General features: G+C 42.2%; 18 protein-coding genes. 14 read left to right on the plus strand and 4 right to left on the minus strand.

The features are described from left to right. Nucleotides 1-14 precede the first annotated feature (14 nt). From AOC35_RS07755 to AOC35_RS07805, 11 genes are all read left to right on the plus strand, one after another. Nucleotides 15-425: an Mth938-like domain-containing protein gene (locus AOC35_RS07755; RefSeq protein ID WP_108646544.1), complete on the plus strand. Its 411-nt coding sequence runs from the start codon at nt 15-17 to the stop codon at nt 423-425. 9 nt (nt 426-434) lie between these two features. Next, nucleotides 435-2,147 (plus strand): glycosyltransferase family 39 protein, encoded by a 1,713-nt coding sequence (locus AOC35_RS07760; RefSeq protein WP_108646545.1) that lies wholly within the window; start codon nt 435-437, stop codon nt 2,145-2,147. A 41-nt stretch (nt 2,148-2,188) separates the two neighbouring features. Beyond that, nucleotides 2,189-2,560: an EamA family transporter gene (locus AOC35_RS07765; RefSeq protein ID WP_108646546.1), complete on the plus strand. Its 372-nt coding sequence runs from the start codon at nt 2,189-2,191 to the stop codon at nt 2,558-2,560. A gap of 23 nt (nt 2,561-2,583) precedes the next feature. Then, nucleotides 2,584-3,756 (plus strand): DegT/DnrJ/EryC1/StrS family aminotransferase, encoded by a 1,173-nt coding sequence (locus AOC35_RS07770; RefSeq protein ID WP_108646547.1) that lies wholly within the window; start codon nt 2,584-2,586, stop codon nt 3,754-3,756. Between the two features lie 106 nt (nt 3,757-3,862). Continuing rightward, on the plus strand, nt 3,863-4,870 hold the full coding sequence (locus AOC35_RS07775) for a glycosyltransferase (RefSeq protein WP_108648762.1): 1,008 nt from the start codon (nt 3,863-3,865) through the stop codon (nt 4,868-4,870). Continuing rightward, the gene (locus AOC35_RS07780) at nt 4,854-5,786 is read left to right on the plus strand and encodes a formyltransferase (protein WP_245898456.1); all 933 of its coding nucleotides are present in this window, start codon (nt 4,854-4,856) and stop codon (nt 5,784-5,786) included. The genes AOC35_RS07775 and AOC35_RS07780 overlap by 17 nt, the downstream gene beginning before the upstream one ends. A 58-nt stretch (nt 5,787-5,844) precedes the next feature. Further along, on the plus strand, nt 5,845-6,891 hold the full coding sequence (locus AOC35_RS07785) for a bifunctional UDP-4-keto-pentose/UDP-xylose synthase (RefSeq protein WP_170107035.1): 1,047 nt from the start codon (nt 5,845-5,847) through the stop codon (nt 6,889-6,891). 47 nt (nt 6,892-6,938) lie between these two features. Then, the gene (locus AOC35_RS07790; protein ID WP_108646550.1) at nt 6,939-7,871 is read left to right on the plus strand and encodes a polysaccharide deacetylase family protein; all 933 of its coding nucleotides are present in this window, start codon (nt 6,939-6,941) and stop codon (nt 7,869-7,871) included. Nucleotides 7,872-7,982: 111 nt separating this feature from the next. Further along, nucleotides 7,983-8,450: a peroxiredoxin gene (locus AOC35_RS07795; RefSeq protein WP_108646551.1), complete on the plus strand. Its 468-nt coding sequence runs from the start codon at nt 7,983-7,985 to the stop codon at nt 8,448-8,450. A 259-nt stretch (nt 8,451-8,709) separates the two neighbouring features. Beyond that, nucleotides 8,710-10,371 carry a PhoH family protein gene (locus tag AOC35_RS07800; RefSeq protein ID WP_108646552.1) on the plus strand — a complete coding sequence of 554 codons (1,662 nt, stop codon included), beginning with the start codon at nt 8,710-8,712 and terminating at the stop codon, nt 10,369-10,371. Next, on the plus strand, nt 10,352-10,888 hold the full coding sequence (locus tag AOC35_RS07805; RefSeq protein ID WP_108646553.1) for a C40 family peptidase: 537 nt from the start codon (nt 10,352-10,354) through the stop codon (nt 10,886-10,888). The genes AOC35_RS07800 and AOC35_RS07805 overlap by 20 nt, the downstream gene beginning before the upstream one ends. A 25-nt stretch (nt 10,889-10,913) precedes the next feature. Here AOC35_RS07805 and AOC35_RS07810 read toward each other — a convergent pair whose 3' ends face one another. After that, nucleotides 10,914-12,074, minus strand: a complete 1,161-nt coding sequence (locus tag AOC35_RS07810; protein ID WP_108646554.1) for an alpha-hydroxy acid oxidase — start codon at nt 12,072-12,074, stop codon at nt 10,914-10,916. 72 nt (nt 12,075-12,146) lie between these two features. On the opposite strand from AOC35_RS07810, the gene AOC35_RS07815 reads away from it, so the two are divergent. Together AOC35_RS07815 and AOC35_RS07820 are read left to right on the plus strand one after the other, a co-directional pair. Next, the gene (locus AOC35_RS07815) at nt 12,147-13,010 is read left to right on the plus strand and encodes a TauD/TfdA dioxygenase family protein (RefSeq protein ID WP_108646555.1); all 864 of its coding nucleotides are present in this window, start codon (nt 12,147-12,149) and stop codon (nt 13,008-13,010) included. A 47-nt stretch (nt 13,011-13,057) separates the two neighbouring features. Next, the gene (locus tag AOC35_RS07820; protein ID WP_108646556.1) at nt 13,058-14,074 is read left to right on the plus strand and encodes a tripartite tricarboxylate transporter substrate binding protein; all 1,017 of its coding nucleotides are present in this window, start codon (nt 13,058-13,060) and stop codon (nt 14,072-14,074) included. A gap of 87 nt (nt 14,075-14,161) precedes the next feature. Here the strand turns inward: AOC35_RS07820 and pcaD are convergent, their stop codons facing one another. The 3 genes from pcaD to AOC35_RS07835 form a co-directional block, all read right to left on the minus strand. Continuing rightward, complete coding sequence (pcaD, locus tag AOC35_RS07825; protein ID WP_108646557.1) at nt 14,162-14,941, minus strand: 3-oxoadipate enol-lactonase; 780 nt, start codon at nt 14,939-14,941, stop codon at nt 14,162-14,164. A gap of 34 nt (nt 14,942-14,975) precedes the next feature. Continuing rightward, nucleotides 14,976-15,953, minus strand: coding sequence for a tripartite tricarboxylate transporter substrate binding protein (locus AOC35_RS07830; RefSeq protein ID WP_108646558.1), 978 nt, complete (start codon nt 15,951-15,953; stop codon nt 14,976-14,978). Between the two features lie 154 nt (nt 15,954-16,107). After that, nucleotides 16,108-17,334 carry a BaiN/RdsA family NAD(P)/FAD-dependent oxidoreductase gene (locus AOC35_RS07835; protein WP_108646559.1) on the minus strand — a complete coding sequence of 409 codons (1,227 nt, stop codon included), beginning with the start codon at nt 17,332-17,334 and terminating at the stop codon, nt 16,108-16,110. Between the two features lie 129 nt (nt 17,335-17,463). On the opposite strand from AOC35_RS07835, the gene ilvD reads away from it, so the two are divergent. Then, nucleotides 17,464-19,176 (plus strand): dihydroxy-acid dehydratase, encoded by a 1,713-nt coding sequence (ilvD, locus tag AOC35_RS07840; RefSeq protein ID WP_108646560.1) that lies wholly within the window; start codon nt 17,464-17,466, stop codon nt 19,174-19,176. Nucleotides 19,177-19,245: the final 69 nt, after the last annotated feature.

Below are 19,245 nucleotides of genomic sequence, written 5' to 3' on the forward strand. Positions count from 1 at the left end.
GACAGAGGAAAGCCTTGAAACTCCAACCTGATCCCCATTCAGCACTCAATACCGTCACCAGATACGAGGATTCTTATATCGAGATTAACGAAATTCGATTTGAATCTTCCATTTTAGTGATGCCCGAAGGCGCGATAAATCCTTGGAATATTTCAAACTTTGGTCAGTTTGAACGTTCCCATTTTGAGACCATTGCCCAACTTCGTCCCGAATTAGTTATTCTGGGGAGTGGCTTAAAACATCGTTTTGTAACGCCTAGTCTCATTCAAGACTTATATAAAGCGAAAATCGGCTTTGAGGTCATGACAACTCAGGCCGCGTGTAGAACTTACAACATCTTGATGGGTGAAGGCAGACTAGTACTTGGCGCCTTTTTAATCGAATCAACGCCGTTAACGACTCCCGCAGCGTTAGCGGGGAAGTAACTACAAGAAATGTTGAAAAGATACCTCTCCCTGTCACAGCAAGTTCTCCATAATCCGAGTTGGTTGCTCTATCTTCTTCTTGCCTTTGTTTGGTTAAGTACGCTTGGCTTTCGTCATTTAATTCCTTCAGATGAAGGGCGCTATGCTGAAATTGCCCGTGAGATGTTGGTGAGTGGTAATTGGTTGGTCCCAAAATATAACGATTATTTATATTTCGAAAAACCCCCCTTACATCTATGGATGACCGCTCTCGCTTTTAAATTGTTTGGCTTGGGTGAGTGGCAAGCTAGACTTTGGAGTGGACTATCGAGCTTAGGGGGAATTTTCTTCTTCGCTTACACGGCGAATGAGATTTGGGGTCCAAGGGTTGGTCATCTAGTCGCGATGATTTTGGCATCTAGTCCATTATGGATTTTAGGGGGCCATTTTAATTCGCTCGATATGGGGATGGCATTTTTTATGGGCGCTACTCTTTGTTGTTTGATCTTATCTTGGAGTTCAACTCTGGGCTCTAAAACTCAACAAAATTGGATGCTAATGTGCTGGGCCTCAATGGCATTGGCAGTACTCAGTAAAGGATTAATTGGGGTGGTGTTACCTGGTATGGTCATCGTGTTGTATACCTTTACCAGTGGCGACTGGAAATGCTGGACTCAAATGCTTTGGGTAAAAGGGTTAAGTCTCTTCTTTCTGATTTGTGCCCCTTGGTTTATTCTGATATCAATTGAACATCCCTCTTTTTTACATTTCTTTTTTATTCGTGAACACTTTGAGCGCTTCACGACGAATGAACATGCCCGTGTAGCTCCCTGGCACTTTTTTATTACACTACTCTGCGTTGGACTCATTCCTTGGTTAGTGCAATTAGTCAGGGCGAATGTACAAGTTTTTAAATTACGGCTCAAACTACCGCTTCAGTCTCCACAATTTAAATCGCTTTGGTTATGCTTTGTATGGTTTTTAGTTATTCTGATTTTCTTCAGTTCATCGCACTCTAAACTACCAGGTTATATCATTCCAGTGATACCCGCCTTGGCTATCATCATTGCGATTTCGATTGATCATGGTCTTAATTTATCTTTAACTAAAGCCAGTATCTTTACCGCTCCATGGTTATGGCAAGTCAGTTTTTTTCTAGTTCTTTTTATCATTGGTTTGACCCAAATTTCTGTGATCGAAAAAACAGGTGAAACCTATGAGGCACAAAGCTATCTTGCTTATGCCAAAGATATTCGTATTGCTCTGATTCTTGGAATTGTTGGCTGTCTTTCGTCCTTATATTATTGCAAGCGAAGAATGCTCAGTTTGTGTCTTTACTCTGCAACTTTTTTAGCCGTGACATTAACTGCTGGTTTGTCACATGAGCACGTTGGAAGGCTATTATCCGGTGTCGATCTAGCAGAGCAAGTAAAACCCTTACTCAAACCGGATACCAAGTTATATTCTGTGGAGTTGCTTGAGCACACAATCCCCTTTTATTTAGAACACCCAAGTATTATGGTTAATTTTGAAGATGAGTTAGCCTTTGGGATTGAACAAGAACCTAATAAGTGGATTAGCAAAACGAGTGATTGGATGCAGTTATGGCAATCTAATCCATCAGAGGATGCTTTTGCGATTTTAACTAACCATAAGTATGATGAACTTACAAAGCAGAATTTTCCAATGGAATTAGTAGCACGAGATGCCTTAAGAGTAATTGTGCGTAAGCCATTGCCATAAAGCTTGATTGCGCATTTCAGTAACCAATAGGTTTTAATTTAATGAATATATCTAGTTTTTCTTATTTATTCGCGGGCATCTTACTCAATGCCTGTGCTCAACTCTTACTCAAAGCGGGCACTAATCGCCTAGGTGAGATCACACTCGCCCCAGCGACCCTGATGCCAACCTTAATGCAAATAGGTTCCAATTTACCCATCCTCGGTGGCTTGGCTTTATATGGATTATCAGTTATAACTTGGATCGCTGGCTTATCCAGAGTTGACGTATCGATTGCTTATCCGCTTTTATCATTAGGTTATGTGGTGAATGCCATCGCCGCTTATTATTTATTTGGCGAGGTTTTATCGACACAGCGAATGCTAGCGATTGGTATTATCTTAGTTGGCGTCTATATTTTGGCAAGATCTTAAACCGTTTTCAATCAGGCATTGCTATGAGTAATTCACAAATTCCTTTTCTACCCTTTACTAAACCCACAATCGATGAAGCAACCATTGCGGCCGTTGGTGAAGTGTTACGTTCTGGTTGGATTACGACGGGCCCCAAAAATGCGCAGCTAGAGAAAACTTTATCGGATTATTTTGGTGGTAGACCTGTACGTTGTTTTGCCAATGGTACAGCCACAATGGAAATTGCCCTTAGGATTGCGGGTATCGGTCCTGGCGATGAAGTTATTACGAGTCCGATTTCATGGGTTTCGACTTCAAATGTCATTCTTACAGTTGGGGCAAAACCGGTCTTTGTAGATATTGATCCAGTGACTCGCAATATCGATTTGAATCTAATTGAACAAGCAATTACACCGGCAACTAAAGCTATCATGCCCGTCTATCTTGCCGGCTTACCCGTTGATATGGGGTACTTATACAGGATTGCCGACAAGTATCACCTACGTGTGATTGAGGATGCAGCCCAAGCTTTAGGTAGCTCCTGGCAGGGAAATAGGATTGGCGCTGCTAGTCCGTTGCGCTCTGATTTGGTCAGTTTTAGTTTTCAGGCGAATAAAAATATCACGAGTATTGAAGGTGGATGTCTCGTCATGAATACGGAGGAGGAAGCAATCCTTGCTAGTAAGTATCGCTTGCAAGGAGTCACGCGCACAGGGCTAGATGGGATGGAGGTAGATGTGCTCGGCGGTAAGCATAACCTTACTGACGTTAATGCGGTAATTGGTCTTCATCAATTTGCGAAAATTGTAGAAGTTACAGCCATTCGTCATGAATTAGCAAAACATTACTTTGCAAGTTTTGCTAAAACCTCGCTCGTAGCGTTAGGACTTCAATTACCTGTTGCCGATTTCGCAAACTCCAACTGGCATATGTTTCAGGTTGTTCTTCCCATCGAGTCCCTTGAAAATAAAGGTAGCAACCGTGCTGACATCATGCAAAAGATGAAAGACCAACAAATTGGTTGTGGCCTCCACTATCCCATCATCACTCAATTTACCCTGTATCGCGAACTGGGTTATGACCCAGCAAGCACACCACATGCAAAGCGTGTTGGTAAAGCCATTTTAACGCTGCCTTTATTTGCCCAAATGACAAATGCTGATGTTGAGCGTGTAGTGGTAAGTTTAGAAAATGCGCTTCTGTCCGCCTTAAAATAAAAAGCCAACTGCGAGAGTTTCAATGGTAGGAAACACCATTTTTTATTCCTAAATAAAAAACCTTTAGAATTACTTAATGTCAAAAAATATCATTCATAGCACTTCGATGGAACGTTTTCTTCCGGTCAAGCCTGCTTTTCCGCTGATTTCGATTGTGATTCCGGTGTACAACGAAGAGGACGGTCTACAAGCATTATTTGACCGTCTTTATCCTGCTTTGGATTTGATGGTAAAAAATTTAAATGTTCGTTATGAAGTGGTGTTTGTGAATGATGGTAGTCGCGATCAATCGGCACAACTATTAGCTAGGCAGTTTGATAAACGTCCTGACACGACAAGGGTAGTTTTATTTAACGGTAATTTTGGTCAACATATGGCCATCATGGCTGGGTTTTCTTATGCGAACGGTGACTTTATTATCACCCTAGATGCTGATTTACAAAACCCACCAGAAGAAATCCATCGGATTGCTCAGTTGCTTCTTGAAGGCTTTGATTATGTCGGTACGATTCGAGTCGCTAGAAAAGATTCACATTTCCGACGTTATGCCTCTAAAGCCATGAATCAGCTGAGGGATCGTATCACTCGTATTACCATGACTGACCAAGGCTGTATGATGCGTGGCTATGATCGGCGAGTGGTCAATTTAATGAAGAAAAGTAAAGAACTCAATACTTTTATTCCAGCACTGGGCTTCACTTACGCAAGTAAACGCATTGAAATTGAGATCAAACATGAGGAACGTTTTGCAGGCGAGTCGAAATACTCTCTCTACCAATTAATTCGATTAAATTTTGATTTAGTTACTGGCTTTTCCGTGATGCCTCTGCAAGCTTTTTCTTTAATTGGAATCTTGCTAGCGATTGCGTCAGGCTTTCTATTTATCCTACTGTTGGTGCGTCGCTTCATTCTTGGCGCCGAAGTAGAAGGGGTCTTTACTTTATTTGCACTTAACTTTTTCCTGATGGGTGTTTTACTTTTTGGGGTAGGTTTACTAGGCGAATATACTGGCCGCATCTACGAACAAGTTCGTAAAAGGCCTAGGTATATTGTGATGGGTGTTTTAGAACAGGATGATGTAGCTCAAGGTGATGCGATTGACGCTTCGCAATAACACTGCAGTTGTATTCGCCTATCATACTGTTGGCGTAAAGTGTCTTCGAACCTTAATTGAAGGTGGCTTTGAGATTCCACTCGTCATTACCCATGCGGATAACCCTAGTGAGAATATTTGGTTTGAGTCGGTCGCAGATCTGTGTCAGGCCCATCACATTCCAATCCTCTTAGACCCTGACTTGAATGATTCCCAGTTACAAGATCGTATTGCACAAATTCACCCAGATTATTTGTTTTCATTTTATTTTAGGCAGATGATTCCGACGCAAATTTTGCAGCTTGCTAAATTAGCAGCGCTCAATATGCACGGTTCCTTACTCCCTAAATACCGTGGGCGGGTCCCCATCAACTGGGCCGTCTTACACGGCGAAGCAGAAACTGGCGCTACTTTGCACATCATGGAAGTAAAGCCCGACGCGGGCGATATCGTTAGTCAAGAAGTGGTGCCAATTGGTCCTGATCAAACTGCTTATGAAGTCTTTAATGAAGTCAGTCAAGCAGCGGTGATTGCGCTAGAAAAAGTATTGCCACAACTGCTTCAAGGTCAAATCCCTAGAACCAAAAATGATCTTTCAATGGGAAGTTATTTTGGCGGGCGTAAACCGCAAGATGGGCTGATTAACTGGCAGGCAAGTTGCCATGATGTATATAATCTTTACCGAGCTGTCGCTCCTCCCTACCCTGGTGCATTTACCATGCTAGGCGTACACCAACTAGTAGTTGCAAAGGCTCAGAAAATACTTCCTAACTCTCTACCCATCAATCAGGCTCTAGGTCTTGGTCTATTTGACGGTAAAATCGTAGGTTGTTGTCCGGATCGGGGTGGGCTATGGATCGAAGAACTTCGACATCATGAATCCCTGATTAGCCCCCAAGACTTACAAAAATTACTGAATACTTTCACAAACGCTTAGAATACTGTCTATTGCATGCAGTATTTTCTATTTCTAATTCCGAGGTAAACGACTCATTATGGCTAAAAAAATCTTAATCCTAGGTGTCAATGGTTTTATCGGTCACCACCTATCAAAGCGTATCTTAGAGACTACGGATTGGGAAGTCTACGGTATGGATATGCAAAATGATCGACTCGGTGACATCGTGAATCATCAAAGGATGCATTTTTTCGAAGGCGATATTACGATCAACAAAGAGTGGGTTGAATATCATGTGCGTAAATGCGATGTAATCCTACCTTTGGTCGCGATTGCAACCCCAGCGACCTATGTCCAGCAACCACTCAAAGTATTTGAGCTTGATTTTGAAGCGAATTTACCGATTGTTCGCTCCGCCCACAAATATGGCAAACATCTCGTCTTTCCGTCAACCTCAGAAGTTTACGGTATGAGTACCGACGCTGAATTTGATCCAGAGTCTTCCCCACTGATTTATGGCCCAATTAACAAACCAAGATGGATTTATGCTTGCGCAAAACAATTAATGGATCGCGTCATCTGGGGTTATGGGATGGAGGGCTTACGCTTTACCCTTTTCAGACCATTTAACTGGATTGGGCCTGGTTTAGATAGCATTTATACCGCTAAAGAAGGATCCTCGCGCGTAGTAACTCAATTTTTAGGTCATATTGTCCGTGGTGAACCGATCAACTTGGTCGATGGTGGTTTGCAAAAAAGAGCATTTACCTATATTGATGATGGCATTGATGCCTTGGCGTTGATATTAGAAAATAAAAATGATATTGCCAATGGCAAGATTTATAACATCGGTAACCCAACTAATAATCACTCTGTCAAAGAATTGGCCAATATGATGTTAGCCATTGCGAATCGGATCCCCGAGTATCAAGCCTCAGCTAAATTGGTTAACGTACAAGAAACAACGGCGAATGCCTACTACGGAACAGGTTATCAAGACGTACAAAATCGTGTCCCAAAAATCGAAAATACGATGACCGAACTAGGTTGGAAACCTTCCACGACGATGGAAGATGCCCTAGAGCACATTTTCGAAGCCTATCGTCATGATGTGGTTCGTGCACGCAGTTTAGTCGATCATTAATTGGCGCAATTACCCTTTTACACCTTGACTTTTAGGAACACCTAATAATGGGAAGGATTGCACTCAAAATCGATGTCGATACTTTGCGAGGAACGCAAGAAGGCGTACCCCGTTTACAAAAAGTACTCGACACGAATCATCTGCAGGCTACTTTTTTATTTAGTTTGGGTTTTGATCATACCGGTTGGGCTTTCAAGAACATTTTTAAACCGGGTTTTTTCAAAAAGGTTTCTCGTACTTCAGTCGTTGAGCATTATGGTCTCAAAACCTTAAGTTATGGAGTTCTTTTACCAGCCCCAGATATTGGTAAAAAAGCACGCTCAGAAATGCAATCAGTAGCAAAAAGTGGACACGAAGTTGGGATTCATACTTGGGATCATCGCGTCTGGCAGGACAATGTCCGCGACGCAACCCCAGAGTGGACCTTGCAACAAATGAATCTCGCCTGGGATCGATTTACTGATATTTTTAAAGAAGTCCCAAAAACCCATGGTGCTGCCGGTTGGCAAATGAATCCAACAGCTATTAAACATTTGGATACATGGCAGATGAAATACTCTTCGGACGGACGTGCACCGCTGAATTTAGTACCTTACCGCGTTAAGTTAGAGGGTATGAAAACCTGCCATCACATTCAATATCCAACCACACTCCCGACCTTAGATGAGTTGATTGGGGTCAATAACATGACTGGTGAGGATGTAATTAGCCATCTTTTAAGTCTGACTGCGAGTAATCCCAATGATCAAGTGTTCACGCTGCATGCTGAGCTTGAAGGTCAGAAATTTTTACCCCTTTTCGAGCAACTTTTAAAGGGGTGGTTGAGTCAAGGGCATGAGCTAGTAAGTATGCAAGAATTACATCTTTCATGGCAAAAAACCGGACAATTACAGCATCTAATTGAATTACCTTTTACTTGGGGAGAAATCCCTAATCGTAGTGGGGAATTAATGCGAATGCCAATTGAATCGGTTATTTAACTTATGATGACAGAATAGATTCAATTCATCCTAATGCTGAAAAATCATATTTGTGATTTGATCCAAATAACATGGCAAAATTAGTGTAATCAATTTATAAGGGAATTTAAAATGGCAGTGCAAATTGGCGAATCAATCCCCCATTGTTCTATCCAAGCGACTTCAGGTTTAGTTTTTGAACCGAGCTCTTTTTTAGGCAAAAAACTAGTTTTATATTTTTATCCAAAAGACGCAACCCCTGGTTGTACTGTTGAAGCTGGCAATTTCAGAGATACGATCGAGGCTTTTACGAGAGCAAATGCTGTGATTGTGGGTGTTTCTCGCGATTCTTTAAAGTCACATGAAAATTTCAAAAGCAAACATGAGTTACCTTTTGAGCTAGTTGCCGACGTAAATGAGGATTTATGCTCTATTTTTGAAGTCATGAAAATGAAAAATATGTATGGCAAACAGGTAAGAGGGCTAGATAGAAGTACATTTCTCTTTGATTCTAAAGGGATTTTACGTCATGAATGGCGTGGCATTAAGGTTCCAGGGCATGTGGAAGAAGTTTTGAAAACTGTGGTTGCAATGTCTTGAAATTTGGGCTAATGTATTCTTAATGCGAAGAAAACGAAGTACGCTCCTCAACCACAATATTCTTGAATCAGTTTATCAAGACAGGCCATTACCCCCCAAAAGTTTGTATTTAGTAATTCAACATTTTTTCTGCTTTACCCAAATACTGCAGCCAACTTTAACGCCTTCGCAAGTAAAGCCTAGTTTGGCTCAGCTTGTGCTTGGCACAATATGGCCCATTTTTAATCCCATTTTTAACGAACCCCATAGGAGTTAATGCATGCCTTTGCCCCCAGCACCCAACCAAGCAGCTGATGAACTCAATTTGCCTCGCATGCGTAAACCCGATCTTAAAAAGCCTCCAAAAGCTCAAATTACAGTGTTGGAGGAAGATGAAACCTTTCTTGCAAGTTTCGAGCCTGAATTGCCGAGGGCAAGCAATGAAACACCTAGCGTTGCTAATACCATCGCAAAAGAAGCAATCAAGCGTATCAAACAGGAAACAAATCGATCTTCAAGAACAAAACCAACGAAATCTGCCTCTTCTAAAAAACGTTTATTTGTCTTAGACACCAACGTGCTCATGCATGATCCTTCTTCCTTGTTCCGCTTTGAAGAGCATGACGTGTATTTGCCAATGACAACTCTAGAAGAATTAGATAATCATAAAAAAGGCATGAGCGAGGTAGCCAGAAATGCACGAGCAGTAAGTCGCTCTTTAGATGGTCTAGTGGACGGAACTAGTGGCTTTCTGAATGAAGGGATTACTTTAGACAAATTAGGTAATAAAGACGCTACAGGCAAACTGTTTTTCCAAACCGATTTAAAAGAAATTAAATTACCCGAGGGTTTGCCTGAAGGTAAAGGCGACAATATGATTTTAGGGGTTGTTCGCTCTCTGCAGGAGTCACACCCAAATCAAGAAGTCGTATTGGTATCAAAAGATATCAATATGCGAATCAAGGCTCGCGCAATTGGCTTACCGGCTGAAGACTACTTTAACGACCAAGTACTTGAAGATCGTGACCTCATGTACGCTGGCGTTTTACAATTACCTCCTGATTTTTGGCCTAAGCACGGCAAGGCGATGGAAAGTTGGAGTGATGGTAAATCCGGCACAATGTTTTATCGAATTACAGGCCCCCTCGTTAATTCGATGATGGTCAACCAATTTGTGTATCAAGAAAATAGTGATGGCAGTACTCCCTTTTATGCTCAAGTAAAAGAAATTAATGGCAAAACAGCACTATTACAAACCTTAAGAGATTTTTCTCATCAAAAAAATAATGTCTGGAGCATTACAGCGCGTAATCGTGAACAAAACTTTGCCCTCAATTTATTAATGAACCCTGAAATAGATTTTGTTACTTTATTAGGCCAAGCAGGTACAGGTAAAACCCTATTAGCCTTAGCGGCTGGTTTAGAACAGGTGTTAGATAGTAAACGTTATAACGAGATCATTATTACGCGTGCTACCGTTCCAGTGGGTGAGGATATTGGTTTTCTGCCAGGTACTGAAGAAGAGAAAATGCAACCATGGATGGGTGCATTTGATGATAACTTAGAAGTACTCCACCGCAGCGATGATAGCGCGGGGGAATGGGGACGAGCCGCAACACAAGAGCTCATCAGATCCAGAATTAAAGTAAAGAGTATGAACTTTATGCGGGGCAGAACCTTTGTATCTAAGTTTGTGATTATTGATGAGGCACAAAATTTAACCCCGAAACAAATGAAAACCTTAGTCACTAGAGCAGGCCCTGGTACGAAAATGATTTGCTTAGGTAATATTGCTCAGATTGATACGCCTTATTTAACCGAGGGATCATCCGGCTTAACCTATGTAGTCGATCGATTCAAAGGTTGGCGTCATGGTGGACACGTCACCTTGGCTAGAGGTGAGCGTTCACGCTTAGCGGATCATGCGGCTGAAATTCTCTAAAAGTTGGCTTGCCATACTCTGCCTTTTGTTCTTGGTAGGGTGTGGCACTAAAGGTAATCAAGCATCGAACCCTTTGTCGGGGACGCAAAATGGTTCTAGTCGACTACCTAACTTAGCCCAAGATATTAGTGTTGGTCAAGAAGATATTTCTGTAACAGCGATTGGTTTGATTGGAATCCCTTACCGCTGGGGTGGCAATAACCCTGACGGCGGTTTTGACTGTAGTGGCCTGATTCATTATGTGTTTGCTAGTACTCGTGGAAAAAAAATCCCAAGAACCACAGCGGAGATGCCCAAGGTTAGCTCTTTAGTTGAGAACGCACCATTGGCACCAGGTGATTTGGTTTTTTTTAACACTTTGGGTTCACCCTATTCTCACGTCGGTATTTATGTTGGCAAAGGTCGTTTCGTACATGCTCCCAATGCAGGTGGCACCGTCAGATTAGAACAATTGCAGACACCGTATTGGTCTACCCGGTTTACAGAGGCACGCCGTATATCAACTGCGTCGCTCTAATTAATTTGGTTAAATGTCTTTTAGCTTACTTATTATTGGCGAGCAAGTAGGTACCGTAATGATGGATTTCTGCAATCGTTCGCATACCAGTAAGTTGCATCGTGCGTGTGAATTCATCCAACAGAATTTCTAAGGCTCGGTTTGCGCCTTCATTACCTGCTGCGAGAGCACCATATAAGGTAGCACGTCCAACCAAGGTACCTTGGGCACCCATGGCGAGGGCTTTGAAAATATCACTACCGCGTCGAATCCCACCATCCACAAATACTGGGATCCTACCATCAACAATTTTCAAGATGGCTGGCAGAGCTCGCAGCGTTGCTTGCGCTCCATCTAATTGTCGGCCACCATGATTAGAGACCACAATCGCATCAACGCCTAAATCCACTAAGCGTTTTGCATCGATTGGACTTTGTACGCCCTTAATAATCAATTTACGGGACCAATATTCTCTGACTTTAGCTAAGGATTCCCAATCAAACGAGGCATCATAGTACTTCCCAACGGAAGAAGCCGAGTTTTCACCATAGGAGTTGGTGTTTCTCATACCGACTAAATTTTCAAACTTAGGTACTCCCCCAAGCAACATGGGAATTGCCCACCGGGGTTTTGAAGCAAAATCTCTTAGATTGAGAGAAGTAAACTTGAATGGCACTGAAAAATGATTTCTTAAATCGCGCTCTCTTTTACCTCCTACCGGTAAATCAATCGTAATCATGAGTGCTTCATAGTCACAATGGTAGGCACGCTGTAAGAGCTTAAAGAAAAAGTCATGATCTCTTAACACATAGGCCTGAAACCACAAACGGCCAGGAACATTGCGAGCGATGTTTTCAATGGAGGCAGTTGCGGTAGTAGATAAAGTGTAAGGAATTTGATGGTTGGCAGCAGCCTTAGCAATAGCTAGATCACCCCCGCGCCAGCCAAAACCGACCGCACCGGTTGGTGCAACAGCACAGGGAAAAGAGAAAAAGTGATCTAATATATTAGTAGCGGTATCGACATTACTAACGTCATTGAGACCTTGGGGCACTATAAACTGGTCTTTGAAAGCCTGACGATTAGCGTTTAGGGTGATTTCGTCCTCAGCCCCGCCATCGAAAAAGTCAAAAATTGCTTGGGGCAATCTTTCCTTTGCTTTTAGGCGTAGTTCCTCGATAGAATAGAGTTCATTGACTGGTAACATATTAGAAAGTCTAAAATAATTGAGTTATTCTATCCCATCTTCATTAGACAATAATGTAAAAAGGTGTATTAAATGAACCTAGTTCCTAGTAAACAATCACTCGGTGCCAAAGTGCTTGATCTAGATTTAAGCCAAAAAATTACGGAGGCCCAATTACACCAACTGATTCAATGGTTGGGCGAGTATGGCGTTCTCACTTTTCCCAAGCAAGAAGTCACTCCACAACAACTCAAAGACTTTGCCATTCATTTTGGTGAACTCGAAATTAATGTTGCAAAAATCGCACAAGATCCAAAAATTCCTGAAATGATGACGCTCTCCAATATGGTCGAAAATGGCAAACCTTTGGGCTTATCCGATGCAGGACAAGATTGGCACACGGATATGTCCTATAGTCGCCAAATTGCTTTTGCAAATATTTTGTACGGTATCAAGATTCCAATGCGCGATGGGAAATCCCTCGGAAATACTGAATTCTGTAATATGCACGCTGCCTATGATGCATTACCTAAAGAAATTGCCGAAAAGTTAGAAGGTAAAACGATTACTCACGACTTTAATAAATTTTGGGAGAAAATGCGTCTTGAAAAAGGTAGTACTAGACCCCCACTTACACCAGAACAATTGCAAGCAAAACCCCCGGTCTCGCACCCTGCCATTATGGTTCATCCCATTACTGGAAAAAAGGTTTTATATGCCAATCCAGGCTACTCAATCCGCATCAACGAACTCGATCAGCAAGCGAGTGATGAGTTACTTGAGTATTTATTTGCTCATCAACTCCGTCCTGAATTTCGCTACGCCTTTGAATGGGAAGAGAAAAGCGTCTTAATGTGGGATAACATGGGTACGATTCATAATGCAGTAGCTGATTACGCCCCCCATGAACATCGTTATATTCAGCGCTTTCAAGTGGCAGCCAATCGTTTTTTTTAATAACTAGTTTTCTAGAAAACCTTAAATCAAAAACCCAGAGACCACTCATGACAAAAATTCGATTCAATTCACGCGTTACCCATAAAAACACCTTCCGAGCCCTCTTTTTAGGTCTGCTTCTAAATTTAGCTATCTTGCCTCATCAACAGGTATTAGCGCAGAGTAATTATCCAGAAAAACCGATTAAGGTCATCATTGGTTTTGCAGCAGGTGGCCCGACCGATGTGATTGCGAGAGTCCTTGCGCAAGATATGACAGCGACTCTAGGACAATCCGTGATTGTGGATAACAAACCAGGTGCAAATGCGAAAATTGCGACTGAATATGTTGCACAAGCCCAGCCAGATGGTTACACATTGCTGTTTGCCTCCTTATCGCACAACGTCAATGCAATCATGATGAAAAAACCAGGATATGATCCGATAACTAGCTTTGAGCCAATTTCACTTGTTGCCGATTTACCGATGATTCTCGTTACAGGCTATAACTCTCCATATAAAACTCTGGGTGAATTCTTAAAGGTTGCGAAAGAGAAACCGGGTGCAATTAGTTATAGTTCTTCAGGTAATGCTGGCTCCTCGCATCTTGCTGGTGCCCTGCTTGCGACTGATGCAAAAGTGGAATTGACGCATGTGCCTTTTAAAGGGAATGCTCCAGCCTTAACTGAAGTCATGTCTGGCAATGTTAATTTTATTTTCTATCCAATTATCGGTATTGCCGATCAAGTTGGACAAAAGCGTTTAATCCCTCTAGCCGTGGGAACGACCAAACGTCACCCTGATTTTCCCAACACCCCTACCATGGAAGAGTTGGGTTTCAAAGGTTTTGAAGCCACGGCACCTTGGGTTGGGATGTTAGCTCCAGCCGGCACCTCTGCGCCCATCGTACAAAAAATCTATAATGCCATGCAAATTGCAATGGCAAAACCAGAAATCAAAAAACGTCTAAACGATTTAGGCGCCATTACTGTAGGCAATACCCCAAGCGAATTTAAAGCTTTCCTGGTTAAGGATAAAGTACATTGGAAACGAGTGATTGATGCTTCCGGTCTCAAGCCCGAATAAGGTCTCCATCACTAAGAAAATCAGCGCTAACCAAAACCCAAGTTTTCAGGTTTCGACTAAGCGCTGACAATCAAGCTTACGATTTTTTTAGCTAAGCTGATAAAAATCAATTAAATGTTGATTAAAGGTAGCAGTTTGTTCCACGTTTGAGATGTGGGAAGCTTGATCAATGATGTGTAAAACGGATTGCGGAATTTGTGCGTGAATCTTTCTGGCCATCTCTGGAGGTGTACCGTGATCGTCACTGCCGACCATAATCAAGACTGGGCACTTTAATTCCGGTAATCGATCAAAGGTATCGATTCTGGAAATAGCTTCACAACAACCCGCAAAACCCTCAACTGGAGTGTTCAACACGCCTTGCGCAGTCGCTTGATAGGCTGCAGAGTTAGCAATCCGGAACGGCTCTGTAAACCATCTTTGCATCGTGCTTTCGAGTACACCTTGCATCCCTTCATTTCTAGCTGTAATGATGCGGTCACCCCACATCTTTAAAGCGTTATCAGGCCTGCGGCTAGTAGTATCTGCAAGAACCAACGAAGTGCAGATTGCTGGGTGTTTTAGCGCTAAAGTTTGACCAATCATACCGCCCATCGATAAACCCATCCAATGGGTCTTCGTAATCCCGAGTTCACCAAATAACTCATAAACATCATCAGCTAATTGCTCCATCGTATAAGGACCTTGTGGCACGACACTTTTACCGTGTCCTCTAGTGTCAAAACGCAGCACTTTAAAGTGCTTGGTTAACAGATCCATTTGTGGATCCCACATGTGGATATCACAGGCAAGTGAATGGGATAAAGTCATCCATGGACCTTCACCTTCGATTTCATAGTAAATACCGTTTTTAGCTGTACCTTGCATTTTCTTCTCCTTTTTTAATAATTAATTTTATTGTTTATTCTGCGATGATTTTTGCAGCTTTTGCAATGGCTGAAAAATCTTTGATTTCATTTTGCACAAAAATATCAAACTGAGCTGGTGTATCAGAGGCTGGCTCAATCCCAATGGATGCATAGCGCTCTTTCAATTCTGGCAATTCATTGATCCGCTTCACTTCAAGGGCAATTTGTTGAAGAATGTCTTTGGGTGTTCCTGCAGGTGCTAACAAGCCATACCAAAACTGCCATTGATAACCAGGAACTGTCTCGGCAACGGTTGGCATATCTGCCATCTCTTTACTGCGCTTTAAAGAGGTAATTGCAATTGCTTTTGCTCTTCCATCTTTAACCATTGCAATCGCACTTGCATAAGGGCTAATAAAAAAATCAACTCGCCCAGACATCACCTCTGTCAAACCCTCAGGAATGCCTTTAGTTGGGATATGCAACAGCTCTAGACCTGCTTTAGAACGCAATATTTCTGCCGCAAAATGCGAGCCACTGCCAATACCAGCAGAGCTATAAGTCATTTGACCAGGATTTTTCTTGGCCATCGCAACTAACTCAGCCACCGACGTTACTTTTAACTTTGGGGAAATAATCAGCAGTGCCGGACCTGTAGCAGTAAGAGTAATGCCATCAAAGTCTTTCATCGCATCAAATGGCAACTTTGGATATATGGCCGGAGAAATCGAAAAGGCATTTGAAACAGAAAGTAAAGTATAGCCATCAGGTTTGGAATTCGCCACAAACTGAGAAGCAATGTTGGCACCAGCACCTACCTTATTTTCAATCACAACACTTTGATTCCATTTTTCTGAGAATTTTTGGCCTAGAACCCTTGCAGTAATATCCGGTCCACCCCCTGGGGAAAAACCAACTACAATTTTTACGGGTTTATTAGGGTAGGCTTGAGCTCTCACGTCAAATTGCAAAACTGTACCAAGGGCGATAATGCCTGTTACAACTAGCATTTTTAATGGATGATTCAACATGGCGTTCCTAATAATTTTGTAATAGATAGTATTGTATCTTCAACAAATTAGGAGGGCCTTAATACTTGTTTTTTCGAGTCTTTTTTTAATCACAAGATACTTAAGGTTACAACCAGAGTTTTCTAAAAAAAGGCCGTTTAGTCATTTCTGTAATTTAAGAGTGAGTTTTTTCAGAGTGAGCATTAATGAGGCTATTGGCGCAGACATATGCACTGGACCAAGCCCACTGAAAATTATGCCCCCCTAAATGGCCTGTAACATCTACACACTCTCCAATAAAAAATAATCCTGGGTATTTTTTTACCATCATCGTCTTTCCTTCAAGAGCTTTAGTATCGATTCCCCCAACCATTACTTCAGCTTTATTCCAGCCTAATGTTCCGGCAGGTTTTATACTCCACCTGCACAGGTGATTAATAATTAACTCTTTATTTTTATTCGATACCTCAGCCCATTTCACGCCAAAAAGTCCAAGTTGAGTAGCAAATTCTTTTGCAAGTTTGCTAGGGAAAAACTCAATTAATAGTTGATCAATTGTTTTTAAGCGATTTTCTGGGTTGCCGGTTAAGGTTTCCCATTTTTCTTGATTTAGCCATTCAATTTGCACAGGCTCCCCTTCTTGCCAATAAGAACTCGCCTGTAAAACTGCGGGGCCGGATAAACCTTTATGGGTAATTAATAGGTCTTCGGCAAAGTTCGCTGTTCCATAATTTTTTTTCTTAAGGCCAGCTGAAATTTGTACTGGAAAACTGATACCAGCAAAGTCCTCCATTTTTGAAAAAATCCCAGAGGTAAAAGCTAAAGGAACTAAGGCGGCCCTAGTAGAAATGACGGGGATCTCTAATTTTTTGGCAAATGTCAAAGCAAAGTCACTCGCGCCAATAGCAGGAACAGGTAGTCCACCAGTGGCCATCACTAAATTGCTTGATACGTAATTACCAAGGTTAGTCTCAACCTGCCAACCTGTATCACACTGATTTATGGTTTGAACTTCCTCAGGATATTGAATTTTCACCTTGCCGAGTTCACACTCACTGAGCAGCATTTGCACAATTTCTTTTGCAGAATTGTCGCAAAATAGCTGACCTTTATGTTTTTCATGAAAAGCAATGCCGTACTTTTTAACCAACTCGATGAAATCCTGGCTGCTATAGCGCGATAAAGCGCTTTTCACAAAATGAGGATTCATGGATAAAAAATTACTTGGCCCACAATGGAGGTTCGTGAAATTACAACGCCCCCCCCCACTAATTCGAATTTTCTCTCCGATTACAGCACTATGATCAATAACAAGCACTTTTTTGCCTAATTGACCGGCAATTCCAGCACAAAATAAGCCGGCAGCACCTGCTCCAACCACAATCACATCATACGAATCCATAATCACTTCCAAAGAAAATTTCGGGCAAAATAGTATTTTGCTCTAGAAAATCAGCTTCCGTTTAAATTAAGGGCAAAATAGAGGTTTTAAGATAATTCGCGATTTTGTTAATAATTCATGGAGATTTAAATGGCAGATGAAAAAAGCCCCGTAAACCGTCGTTCCCGTAATATTACCGAAGGAGTTGCACGTGCGCCCAATCGTTCTATGTATTATGCAATGGGGTACGAGGAAGCTGACTTTAAAAAGCCAATGATTGGTGTCGCCAATGGCCACTCGACCATTACGCCTTGTAATAGTGGCTTACAAAAATTAGCTGATGCAGCAGTAGAAGCCCTCGAAAAGGGTGGTGCAAACTCTCAGACCTTCGGCACACCAACCGTTTCTGACGGCATGGGTATGGGTACGGAAGGAATGAAATACTCTTTAATATCAAGAGAAGTTATTGCAGATGCAATTGAAACCTGTGTCAATGGTTTGTGGCAAGATGGCGTCATTGTGATTGGTGGTTGCGATAAGAATATGCCTGGTGGCATGATGGCAATGGCTAGAACCAATGTACCGAGTATTTATGTTTATGGTGGCACTATTAAGGCTGGACACTATAAAGGGCGCGAACTCAACATCGTTTCTGCTTTCGAGGCAGTGGGTGAATTTACCTCTGGCCGCATGAGTGAAGAGGACTTTAAAGGCGTCGAGCAAAATTCCTGTCCTAGTAGTGGATCTTGTGGTGGTATGTATACAGCCAACACAATGAGTTCAGCTTTTGAAGCTTTAGGGATGAGTTTGCCTTACTCTTCAACGATGGCAAACGTTGACCAAGAAAAAGTGGATAGCACTGCAGAATCAGCAAGGGTATTAATTGAGGCGGTTAAAAATAATCTTCGTCCGCGCGATATCATTACAAAAAAATCAATTGAAAATGCGGTTAGTGTGATTATGGCGGTTGGTGGTTCTACCAATGCAGTCTTGCATTTTTTAGCGATTGCTAGTGCTGCCGATATTGAATGGACAATTGACGACTTTGAAAGAATCCGTCGTAAAGTTCCCGTCTTGGTAGATATGAAACCTTCTGGCAAATATTTAGCGACCGATCTTCACCTTGCTGGCGGTATTCCACAGGTGATGAAGGTTCTTCTAGTTGCCGGTCTTCTTCATGGTGATTGTATGACCATCACAGGTAAAACGATTGCGGAAGTTCTAAAAGATGTGCCGGACACACCAAGAGCGGATCAAAAAGTGATTCGTCCAATTGATAATCCAATGTATGAGCAAGGGCATTTGGCAATCCTTAAAGGAAATATTTCTCCTGAGGGTTGCGTTGCTAAGATTACTGGCCTTAAGAACCCAAGCATTACCGGTCCTGCCAAAGTATTCAACTCTGAAGATGATTGTATGGCTGCGATTATGGCCAATAAAATCACCCATGGTGACGTTGTTGTGATCCGCTACGAGGGTCCTAAGGGTGGTCCAGGAATGCGTGAAATGTTAGCACCTACTTCTGCTCTAGTCGGACAGGGCTTTGGAGAAACCGTAGGCTTAATCACCGATGGTAGATTTTCTGGTGGCACTTGGGGCATGGTAGTTGGTCACGTAGCTCCTGAGGCTTTTGTGGGTGGCACTATCGCCCTCATTGAGGAAGGTGACTCAATCACGATTGATGCACATCAACTGTTAATCCAACTCAATGTTGGAGAGGATGAAATAGCTAGACGTCGCGCAAACTGGAAAAAACCAGCACCTAAATATACCCGTGGTGTATTGGCAAAATATGCAAAATTAGCGAGTACAGCAAGTAAAGGTGCTGTAACAGATCTGAATTTAAATCTAGAAAACGACTGATAGATTTTTTGCTTACAAGGCCCGGATAAGAATTACGTTCTTGTCCGGGCTTTTTATTTTGATACCAGA

It is taken from the genome of Polynucleobacter rarus, from assembly GCF_003072505.1.
GTDB lineage: Bacteria > Pseudomonadota > Gammaproteobacteria > Burkholderiales > Burkholderiaceae > Polynucleobacter > Polynucleobacter rarus.

Coding starts and splice junctions, on each gene's coding strand:
- AOC35_RS07760 (WP_108646545.1), top strand. CDS start 435: ATGTTGAAAAGATACCTCTCCCTGTCACAGCAAGTTCTCCATAATCCG.
- AOC35_RS07765 (WP_108646546.1), top strand. CDS start 2,189: ATGAATATATCTAGTTTTTCTTATTTATTCGCGGGCATCTTACTCAAT.
- AOC35_RS07770 (WP_108646547.1), top strand. CDS start 2,584: ATGAGTAATTCACAAATTCCTTTTCTACCCTTTACTAAACCCACAATC.
- AOC35_RS07775 (WP_108648762.1), top strand. CDS start 3,863: ATGGAACGTTTTCTTCCGGTCAAGCCTGCTTTTCCGCTGATTTCGATT.
- AOC35_RS07785 (WP_170107035.1), top strand. CDS start 5,845: ATGGCTAAAAAAATCTTAATCCTAGGTGTCAATGGTTTTATCGGTCAC.
- AOC35_RS07790 (WP_108646550.1), top strand. CDS start 6,939: ATGGGAAGGATTGCACTCAAAATCGATGTCGATACTTTGCGAGGAACG.
- AOC35_RS07795 (WP_108646551.1), top strand. CDS start 7,983: ATGGCAGTGCAAATTGGCGAATCAATCCCCCATTGTTCTATCCAAGCG.
- AOC35_RS07800 (WP_108646552.1), top strand. CDS start 8,710: ATGCCTTTGCCCCCAGCACCCAACCAAGCAGCTGATGAACTCAATTTG.
- AOC35_RS07805 (WP_108646553.1), top strand. CDS start 10,352: ATGCGGCTGAAATTCTCTAAAAGTTGGCTTGCCATACTCTGCCTTTTG.
- AOC35_RS07810 (WP_108646554.1), bottom strand. CDS start 12,074: ATGTTACCAGTCAATGAACTCTATTCTATCGAGGAACTACGCCTAAAA.
- AOC35_RS07815 (WP_108646555.1), top strand. CDS start 12,147: ATGAACCTAGTTCCTAGTAAACAATCACTCGGTGCCAAAGTGCTTGAT.
- AOC35_RS07820 (WP_108646556.1), top strand. CDS start 13,058: ATGACAAAAATTCGATTCAATTCACGCGTTACCCATAAAAACACCTTC.
- pcaD (WP_108646557.1), bottom strand. CDS start 14,941: ATGCAAGGTACAGCTAAAAACGGTATTTACTATGAAATCGAAGGTGAA.
- AOC35_RS07830 (WP_108646558.1), bottom strand. CDS start 15,953: ATGTTGAATCATCCATTAAAAATGCTAGTTGTAACAGGCATTATCGCC.
- AOC35_RS07835 (WP_108646559.1), bottom strand. CDS start 17,334: ATGGATTCGTATGATGTGATTGTGGTTGGAGCAGGTGCTGCCGGCTTA.
- ilvD (WP_108646560.1), top strand. CDS start 17,464: ATGGCAGATGAAAAAAGCCCCGTAAACCGTCGTTCCCGTAATATTACC.